This is a genomic window from Halomonas sp. (assembly GCF_052095765.1).
In the GTDB taxonomy this organism is placed as follows: domain Bacteria; phylum Pseudomonadota; class Gammaproteobacteria; order Pseudomonadales; family Halomonadaceae; genus Halomonas.
In genome coordinates this window covers 1-7832 of sequence record NZ_JBQDJZ010000108.1, presented here as the reverse complement: position 1 = coordinate 7832, position 7832 = coordinate 1, and the positions used below count along the sequence as shown (strand labels likewise).

The following is a 7832-nucleotide window of genomic DNA, read 5'->3' as shown; positions in this document are numbered from 1 at the left end:
CGTGTTGAAGCAGGAAGGTTCTCGGGGTGACCCAAGAACCCTCGCCCAAAGCGCGGCGGGCGGGGAATGTCAGGTGCCTTATATCCATCTAGGTGCCTCTGGCCTGCTTTAATACAGACGAAGACCAACCCGCGTCACACTGTTACCTTCCATCTCACTGACGACCCAATGAATTCCATGCCAGTCTACGTCATCACCCACCACCGGGTAGCCACCAACACGCAGTGAAATAAACTCTGCCACAGTCATATCACGCTCGCCGGGGCTCAGCGTCAACCCGTAAGTATCACTGACGTCTCCCATCAGCACATCACCGTCAAACGTAAAGGTGCCGAAGAAAGCACGTTCCTGCTTGAGCATGGCATCGCCATTGAACAGACGGTTAAGTGCAGGAAGGTCATCAGTGCGTCCAATCACACATAGCACATCGTCGCGTTGCAGCTCGGTATTGCCCTTGGGGTGCAGCATGACCCCATTACGAAACAGCGAAGCAATTAGGGCACCTGACGGAAAGTACAGCTGACGGATCAGCGACTGCTCAAGCTCACTGTTATCGACTTTATAAACGAACATCTCGTAATCATTGTCTGCCGTAATACCCAAAGGGCCGCGCCGATCCGGCTCGGCAGTGGCCGGCACCACGATCTTGAGCTTTTTGGCAGCCCAGGAAAGCGATCCCCCCTGGATCAGCAGCGACAGGAACACCACTGAAAAGGCCACATTGAAATACAGCTCAGAATGGGCAACGCCGCCTATCACAGGGAAGATCGCCAGCACGATAGGCACCGCCCCGCGCAGCCCGACCCAAGAAATGAAGATGACTTCACGCCAGCGGAAACGAAAAAACGGCTTGACGGTAAGAATGACGGCTAACGGGCGCGCAAACAGGATCAGCGTGATCGACACTAGCAGCGCCGGCACCGCGTAGTGCAGCATCTTGCTGGGAGTGACGAGCATACCCAGCACCAGAAATAGCCCTATCTGGCTTAACCAAGCAAAACCGTCGTGTACGGGAAGGATGAAACTGAGATGGCGACCCGGACGGTTACCGATCATCAGGCCAGCCAGGTAGATCGCCAGAAAGCCGCTTCCCCCCAGCACACTGGTAATACCAAACACGCAGAAGCCCAGCGCCAACACCAGCAGCGAGTAAAGCCCTGGAGCCAGGTCCATCCAACTGATAACACGGCCGATCAACCAGCCCGCTGAAATGCCGATCAACAGCCCCAGCCCGAACTGACTGATGAAAAACATAATGGTTTCAACCGGAGAGCCGATCTCACCAGTCAACAGCTCGACCAGCATCAGGGTCAGAAAAATGGCCATCGGGTCGTTGGTACCCGATTCAATTTCAAGCGTGGCACTGACACGTTCATTAAGATTGACGCCACTGCCACCTAGCATGGAAAACACCGCCGCAGCATCCGTGGAGCCAACAATGGCACCGACCAACAAACCTTCGATCAGGGTAAGGTCAAACAGGACCATTGCCACCGTACCAACCACAGCCGTGGTAATCAGCACCCCGACGGTAGCCAACACCAGAGCCGGACGAAAGCCCACCCGGAACGTTTTCAGCCGGGTGCGCAGCCCGCCGTCGAGCAGGATCATTGCCAATGCAAGATGGCCTATGCCAAACGCCAGATCATAGTTGTCGAACTTGATCCCCAGCAGCCCTTCTTCACCAGCAAGCATGCCAAGCCCAAGAAAGATGAGCAGTAAGGGCACACCCACAATGGTCGAGAGCCGGCTGGCAAAAATGCTCAGAGCGATCAGAAGACCGCTGAGAAGAAAGAGGCTGTTAATCGTATCCATGACATCCTGCCAATAAAAAGTCCTGTGATTATCGCATGATGAACGCAGTACGGCGATAATCGACTCACTCCGCTTGTCCATCTCTTTGGCACTGGTCAGGGTCGGCCAGCCCCACTAGACTTACGCGATTGTTACTGAGTGTTTCTTTATTTCAGCGGAGCCGTACCCATGCTCTCACGTCGTCATCGCTGGCCAGTCTGGTTGATTGTGCTGCTTGCCACTGGATGGTTGAGCACAGAGCCGGTGAATGCCGATAAAGCAGTAGACGGCCAGCCCCCCGCCGCCGCGGATCTTGGGCCACAACTCGACACGCTCCCTGCTGAAAAGGCCAGCGAGGCCGACAAGCCAGGCTATCCCGATCAGGCGCCACTGAGCCCATCCAGGCCGCAGAATAAGAACACCGGAAGCTCGCCTATTCTAACGTTGAGCACCGGCCAGTGGGTTTCCGGCACCATCCAGCAATGGTTGGAACGCTACTCTGGGCGCGCTTTCAGCCCACTGGCGCCAGTACCTGAAACACCTGCCCCCCACGCTATGCTCTCCACGCTGTCAGCGACAGCGCCTGATATCGTCGCTGGCCCCGCCGAACCGCTCGAGCCCCCTCCAACCCACGATCTCAAAGTGATGCTTGACTGGTACCCAAGCCCCCGCCACGCCCCGCTGTTTATCGCTCAGCAACGCGGGCTGTTCCAACAGCGTGGCTTAGAAGTGGAGCTGGTGACGCCGGCTGATCCCGAAGCGCCGACCAAGCTGCTGGCTGCCGGCCGGGTCGACCTGGCGCTGACACGCCAACCCCTGTTGCACTTACTGGTCAATGAGGGAAAACCACTGACTCGTGTTGCTAGTCTGATTCGCCTGCCGCTGTCTTTCCTGCTGGTTGGACGCCCCGACTTTGACGACCTGAGTTTGCTTGACGGTGCCCGGATCGGCCACCTCGATCGCGACGGCAGACAGGTTCTGCTTCCGGCGCTGCTGGACAGCCTGGGACTGCGCCCCGAGCAGATCGAAAGCCCCAAGATTCATTTCCGAGTCGACGATGCCATTCGTGAAGGTCGCATCGATGCCATCATCGGTGCCATGCAGCATCAGGTCACTGAAACCCTGGCCAGCGACGGCCTGACAACACAGTCCTACCCAGTGGCAGAGCTGGGTGTTCCACTCCACGACGGGCTGATCGTCATTGCCAACCGCGATCACCTGGAGGGGCAACGAGATGCCATCCGCCATTTTGTGGAAGCACTTGAGGAAGCAACGGCCTGGATCATCACCCACCCTGAGGAAAGCTGGACGGAACTGACCAGCGCCGAGCCACGGATAAATAGCCTGTACAATCAGAAGGAATGGCCAGAAACCCGCGCCCGGCTTAGTCTGAGTCCAGCCGCGTTATCACAAGGGCGCTATGCGGGCTTTGAGCAATACCTCTTTGACAGCGGCATTGTCGACAAGATCACGCCAGTGGAGCGTCTAGCACTCGATCCCGGCTCGCTACCATCACCTTAACAAATACCGTGTCCAGCCAGCCCTACAGAGCAGTAAGAAACTCATCCACGCTACGTTGGAAGGCGTCAGGTTGCTCGGCATGCAGCCAGTGGCCAGCACCATCAAGTGTGACGATCTCTGCCTGTGGTAACACGCCATACAGCGCCGGGATACTGTCCTCAGACACATAAGGGCTGCGCCCGCCTCGTACCACTAAGGCAGGCCCGTCAAATGCTTTCTCACCTGCAGGCAGACCGATGATGTCCTCGTAGCCGGTCTCTATTTCTTCCCAGCCAATGCGCAAACACAAACCGCCTTCCTCCCTACGCACAAGATTGGTCGCAAGAAACAAGCGCACAGCACGCTCTGAGACATGCTCAGCCATCAGCGCATCGGCCTCTGAGCGGTCGGCCGGGTGAGCCCCAGCAACACTGTTCAATGCGGCAAACACATTGTTGTGGCCGTGATGGTCATAGACCACCGGCGCAATGTCGGCCACGATCAACGACTGGACACGCTTAGGAAACTCCCGCGCCAAGCTCATCGCCACCTTGCCCCCCATAGAGTGCCCAAGCAGGTGCGCGCTATCGATACCTAGGCTGTCCATCAGAGCCAGCACATCGCCGGCCATTGCGGTGTAGCTCATGCCAGGCGTATGCGGTGATTGGCCATGGTTACGCAGATCCAACGTGATGACACGGTAGTTACTCTGCCAGTGGCGCCGGTGTGAGCGCCAGTTGTCACCACTGCCAAACAGGCCATGGATGATGATTAGTGGCGTACCCTCACCGCCGCTATCGGTATGGTTCAGCACTACGCTCATGGGAGTTCCTTGAATAGTGGGTTTGACTCAGTTGTGGACCGCCACAGGGCCATTGCTGACGCCGGAGAGACGGCGACTTAGCCAGGCCAGCACAATGCCATACAGCGGCAAGAAGAACACCAGGCTGATCACCAACTTGCCGGCATAGTCTACCCAGGCAATCTGCTGCCAGTTAGCCGCCATGAAGGGGTCAGGGCTGCCATGGAATGCCACCGAGAAGAACGCCATAGTATCTGCAAGGTTTCCCACAATGGTGGACAGCGCTGGTGCCACCCACCAAGCGCGCAGCTGGCGCAGTCGGTCAAAAATGGTAATGTCCAGCAACTGACCTATGCAATAGGCAGCAAAGCTGGCCAGTGCGATCCGGGCTACCACAAGATTCCACTCGCTCAGCGCTTCAAAGCCGGCAAAGCCACCGCGGGGGAAAACGACCGATACCACGTAAGACACGACAAGCGCGGGAAACATGACCCAGAAAACGATCTTCCTTGCCGACTGCTTGCCAAAAACACGCACGGTGAGGTCAGTGGCAAGAAAGATGAAGGGAAAACTGAACGCCCCCCAGGTGGTATGGACGCCAAAAATGGTGAAGGGAATCTGTACCAGGTAGTTACTGGCTGCAATAATGCCGATATGGAAGCACACCAGCAGCACCAAGCAACGGCGCAATTGTCGATCTGAAACAGCAAGCATTGAAGCATCCTTTTTATGCTGGCAGAGGGGTGAGGGAACCCTCGGGGTGGCAATACAGTTCTAAACGAGAGCGACAGTATACGCACCCGGTCGCGCCCGGCCAAATGCCTGCTGGCTGCCACATTGGCCAACCCAACAGAAACAAGGGCGCTGATCACAGTGATCAGCGCCCTTTTCCAAAACCACTATATGACCAATACGAATCCATGCTAGGCACGGTCATACTGCCACTCAGATGGTAGTCCGCACTCAGGCTCAGGTCATTCTAGCCTGCCCGGATGAACCGATATCTCGGTCTTTCATGGCGTTATGAATATCCTCGACACTGGCTGGATCATCGATGGTCGAAGGGACGCCAAATGTCTCACCATCGGCGATGGTACGCAGTAGCTTGCGCAAGATCTTGCCGGAGCGCGTCTTGGGCAGCCGGTCGACGATCAACACCTCACGCAAACAGGCAATGGGACCAATCTGGGAGCGCACCCGCTCGATCAGCTCTCGCTCCAGTGCATCAATATCACCTTCAAAACCATCCTTGAGAATGACCATACCTACCGGCACCTGCCCGCGCAGCGCATCCTGGATACCGATCACTGTCGACTCGGCCACCGCCGGGTGTTCACCTAACACTTCTTCCATTTCACCGGTAGACAGCCGGTGACCGGCGACGTTAATGACGTCATCGGTGCGCCCCATGATGAACAGGTATCCGTCTTGATCCAGATAACCGCCATCTCCAGTCAGGTAGTAGCCGGGGTAGGCCAGCATATAAGAACTCTGGAAGCGCTCAGGATCATGCCACAGTCCTGCCAAACATCCCGGCGGCAGCGGCTGGGCAATCACGATACTGCCCTGCTCATTAGCTTTGACCGGCTCGCCGTCGCGATCCAGTATTTTTACCTGATAACCGGGCACTGGCACCGTGGCTGAGCCGGCTTTTGTCGGCATCGCCTCCAGCCCCTGGAGGTTGGCAGCAATCGGCCAGCCGGTTTCAGTCTGCCACCAATGATCGACCACTGGGACCGGCAGCAGGTCATCCAACCAGTGGAAGGTCGGCGGGTCGAGTCGCTCACCTGCCAGATACAGCACCCTCAGACAGGAAATATCGTAATTTCCCAGCAGTTTGGCGTCTGGGTCTTCTTTCTTGATCGCGCGGAATGCGGTCGGGGCTGTAAAGAAACTCTTTACTTGGTATTCAGAAATCAAGCGCCAGAAAGCCCCGGCATCCGGTGTGCGAACCGGCTTGCCCTCGTAAACCACCGTGGTGCAACCCCGAATCAGTGGCCCATAAACAATGAACGAATGGCCCACCACCCAGCCCACATCCGAGGCTGAGAAAAACACCTCACCCGGCTGCATGGCATAGATGTTTTCCATGGAGTAATGCAGCGCCACCGCGTAGCCACCAGTATCACGCACAACACCCTTGGGCTTACCGGTAGTGCCGGAGGTATATAGGATATACAGTGGATCGGTCGCTGCCACCGGTACACATTCAGCAGGCTTGGCGTCACGCATCAGCGTAGCCCAGTCGTGGTCCTTGTCACCCAGCTCGGCCGTGCACTGCTCTCGCTGGAAGATAACAGTAGCTGCCGGCTTGTGGGCACTCAGACTAATGGCTTCATCCACGAACGGCTTGTAAGGCAATACGCGATCCACTTCCACGCCACACGACGCTGCCACCACGACAGTCGGCTCGGCATCGTCGATGCGCATCGCTAGCTCATTGGGCGCAAAGCCGCCAAATACCACCGAGTGAACAGCACCCAGACGCGCGCAGGCATACATGGCCACCAGCGCCTCGGGCACCATGGGCATATAGATGACGACCCGATCGCCCTTTTCAACACCCAGACCGCGCAGCACGCCGGCGAAGCGTGACACCTGATCCTTAAGATCCGAATACGTCAGGGTGCGCTTGCTGTCAGTGACTGGCGAGTCCCAATAAATCGCCGGCTGATCACCGCGTCCACTGTCGACATGGTGGTCAATGGCGACATGGCAAAGGTTCAGCTCTCCATCGACATACCAACGCGCATGACCCTGATCATCGTACTCGAGGACGCGCTGCGGTGGTTTCGACCAAGGAATACGCTTGGCTTGCTCGCCCCAGAATGCCTCGGGATGCTCCACAGAGCGCTGAAATTCGCTGAGATAGGTGCTCATGACAATCCGCCAAGTTGAGTTAAGTGTGTGTTGAGTATCGGCCAACAACCAAGATTGTTGACACTTTAGAACACACAGGCGCATTCGTCGTCATACCAAAGGCTAAACTACGACAAATGAACTAGATCCAGAACACCTTAATCGATAGCGGAAGTCCCGCTCAGACACACAAGAAACAAGCAATTCCTCCACTGAAGCCTATAGCTTTCCAGCGGACATCTTTTATCCTTCAGCACCCGTGACCACCAGATACTTTGTTGACAATGCGCGCACAAAGAGTGCCTTCAAGAAAACAAAAAATCCTTCCAGCCAACAATTAAACGCTTTACAAACGAAACCTTGCTTCATACTGCGTTAGCATAAAGTGATACCTCAGCAATCGGGCCATGATATATTCTTAACAGCTATATCAGACTGGCAATATCATGGCGGAGTCACAATAAAATGAACCCATCCCAGACATCTACTGAACAACTCGGCGTTGACTCACTAAGCAAAGCCACCACCCTGTTGAAGGCCATGGCCAACTACAACCGCCTCCGGATACTTGATCTACTGTGTACTGAGGAGCTATCAGTCACCGAGATCAACCAACGTGTCGCCATCAGCCAGTCGGCGCTTTCCCAGCACCTGGCCATTTTGCGGCGTGACAATCTGGTGAGCACACGGCGTGAATCCCAGACCATCTACTACTCGCTCAAGGGTAATCTTGCACGCATCATTATCGACACCCTGGCCAGCCTCAACCTCAACACACTTGATCCGGATAACCAGCAGACCTCACGAGACAATAGCTGACCTGTTAGCAAAAATCCGCGTAAACCTCCGCCCAATGCGGGCGGAGATACAAGCGGGA

Annotated in this window: 6 protein-coding genes; 2 read left to right on the top strand and 4 right to left on the bottom strand. The window is 56.2% G+C overall.

Annotated features, from left to right (window positions below; all coding sequences use genetic code 11):
* Positions 1 to 108 precede the first annotated feature (108 nt).
* Positions 109 to 1815 (bottom strand): potassium/proton antiporter, encoded by a 1707-nt coding sequence (locus tag ACTH3D_RS11730; protein ID WP_441667303.1) that lies wholly within the window; start codon positions 1813 to 1815, stop codon positions 109 to 111.
* A gap of 168 nt (positions 1816 to 1983) precedes the next feature.
* On the opposite strand from ACTH3D_RS11730, the gene ACTH3D_RS11725 reads away from it, so the two are divergent.
* The gene (locus tag ACTH3D_RS11725; protein ID WP_441667302.1) at positions 1984 to 3315 is read left to right on the top strand and encodes an ABC transporter substrate-binding protein; all 1332 of its coding nucleotides are present in this window, start codon (positions 1984 to 1986) and stop codon (positions 3313 to 3315) included.
* A 22-nt stretch (positions 3316 to 3337) separates the two neighbouring features.
* Here ACTH3D_RS11725 and ACTH3D_RS11720 read toward each other — a convergent pair whose 3' ends face one another.
* The 3 genes from ACTH3D_RS11720 to ACTH3D_RS11710 form a co-directional block, all read right to left on the bottom strand.
* Positions 3338 to 4117 carry an alpha/beta fold hydrolase gene (locus tag ACTH3D_RS11720; protein ID WP_441667301.1) on the bottom strand — a complete coding sequence of 260 codons (780 nt, stop codon included), beginning with the start codon at positions 4115 to 4117 and terminating at the stop codon, positions 3338 to 3340.
* 27 nt (positions 4118 to 4144) lie between these two features.
* On the bottom strand, positions 4145 to 4810 hold the full coding sequence (locus tag ACTH3D_RS11715) for a 7-cyano-7-deazaguanine/7-aminomethyl-7-deazaguanine transporter (protein ID WP_441667300.1): 666 nt from the start codon (positions 4808 to 4810) through the stop codon (positions 4145 to 4147).
* A 255-nt stretch (positions 4811 to 5065) separates the two neighbouring features.
* Positions 5066 to 7060 (bottom strand): propionyl-CoA synthetase, encoded by a 1995-nt coding sequence (locus ACTH3D_RS11710; RefSeq protein ID WP_441667299.1) that lies wholly within the window; start codon positions 7058 to 7060, stop codon positions 5066 to 5068.
* A gap of 360 nt (positions 7061 to 7420) precedes the next feature.
* Between ACTH3D_RS11710 and ACTH3D_RS11705 the strand changes: the two genes are divergently transcribed.
* The gene (locus ACTH3D_RS11705) at positions 7421 to 7774 is read left to right on the top strand and encodes an ArsR/SmtB family transcription factor (RefSeq protein WP_441667298.1); all 354 of its coding nucleotides are present in this window, start codon (positions 7421 to 7423) and stop codon (positions 7772 to 7774) included.
* Positions 7775 to 7832: the final 58 nt, after the last annotated feature.

Bases quoted from the DNA above. Each gene is read 5' to 3' on its own strand.
- ACTH3D_RS11730 (WP_441667303.1), bottom strand. From the start codon at position 1,815: ATGGATACGATTAACAGCCTCTTTCTTCTCAGCGGTCTTCTGATCGCT.
- ACTH3D_RS11725 (WP_441667302.1), top strand. From the start codon at position 1,984: ATGCTCTCACGTCGTCATCGCTGGCCAGTCTGGTTGATTGTGCTGCTT.
- ACTH3D_RS11720 (WP_441667301.1), bottom strand. From the start codon at position 4,117: ATGAGCGTAGTGCTGAACCATACCGATAGCGGCGGTGAGGGTACGCCA.
- ACTH3D_RS11715 (WP_441667300.1), bottom strand. From the start codon at position 4,810: ATGCTTGCTGTTTCAGATCGACAATTGCGCCGTTGCTTGGTGCTGCTG.
- ACTH3D_RS11710 (WP_441667299.1), bottom strand. From the start codon at position 7,060: ATGCGCCTGTGTGTTCTAAAGTGTCAACAATCTTGGTTGTTGGCCGAT.
- ACTH3D_RS11705 (WP_441667298.1), top strand. From the start codon at position 7,421: ATGAACCCATCCCAGACATCTACTGAACAACTCGGCGTTGACTCACTA.